The 1,139-nt window shown below is 64.1% G+C and carries 2 pseudogenes; both read left to right on the forward strand.

The features are described from left to right. A pseudogene (locus tag KY572_RS46880) lies at positions 1 to 300 on the forward strand (hypothetical protein); the annotation flags it as partial. Beyond that, a pseudogene (locus tag KY572_RS46885) lies at positions 297 to 1,139 on the forward strand (hypothetical protein); the annotation flags it as partial. The pseudogenes KY572_RS46880 and KY572_RS46885, both read left to right, overlap by 4 nt.

Here is a 1,139-nt window from a genome sequence, read left to right on the forward strand (position 1 = left end):
CAGCCCTCCGCCGGCCAGCCTCCTCGCGTAGAGACCTTCAGCTTCAAGAGCCGCTTCCTCGCGTCAATGAAGCCAGATGCTCTGCGTGAACAGATAGGGATGGATGCGCGTGCCGCCCTGAACCATTACGGCGGAACGCTGGACATTCTGCGGCCTTCCCTCCAGCGACGCGTCCAGATACAGCGCGTCCGTCTGGTCTACCAAGGTGGCGCGCTCATTCCCAAGGAGCCAGGGCGATTGAAGAACGCCGTGAACGGAGTCAAGGTGAACATCCAAGGCGTGGAGATCCTGTTTCAATGAAACTGCTGACGTTCCAGGACTTGAACGTCGAGGACACCCTCGCCCTCTACTGGATGGGGTCCTTCGATCCGCTGATGGAGTTCGAGCGTGCGTTGGGGCCTTTTCTCCAGGCGCTCGAGACACATGCCGGAGAGTGGATGCCGGACATCGTGGAGGGGAAGCGGCGGCGCAACTACTCCCGTGCCGCGGTCTGGAGGACTCTGGAGGAGCGCAGCAACGAGTACGACTCAGGCTGCGGGCTCTATCACTCGACTCCCCCCTTTGTGGCGTTGACGCTCAGCTTCGGTTTCAAGCAGTCCCCTCGAGAGTTGAGGGTGGGCCTCGATGTGCAGCCGCTCACCTTCTTCAGTCAGGAGGACCGCTGCCATAGGTTCGTGGAACTGGTGCGAGCCTGGTCATCGCATTACCCCGTGCCCCATGCCTCGGCCCACAGCACGGCGGACCAGCAGCTGGCGGGCGCTCCCAACTATGGCCGGGACGATGAGACGACGAACCAGAACGGGTTCGACAAGGTGTACGAGGTGTCTTGGCTGAACGTCTTCGGCCCGAAGCTGGTGGAGACGGTGGGCCGTGAGCGCATGCTGTCTACCCCGGCCTACCGAGTCGAGGAACTGCCCCACGGCGCCATCCTCCTGGTGCTCTGGCCCTCCCCCTCTGACTTCACGCGCGAGGATGCACGTCAGGCCCAGGCCCGGGCCCTGGTCCACCTGCGCCCCGAACTCGACTACGACACCGTGCTGCGCACCCTGCTCGAGCGCAACACCGCCCTGCTCCCCGTCCAGCCTCGCTTCCACCCGGACGTAGCCCCCCTGCTCCACCGCCTCCTGGACAGTGAAGCC

Source organism: Hyalangium gracile (genome assembly GCF_020103725.1).
Classification (GTDB): Bacteria; Myxococcota; Myxococcia; order Myxococcales; family Myxococcaceae; genus Hyalangium; species Hyalangium gracile.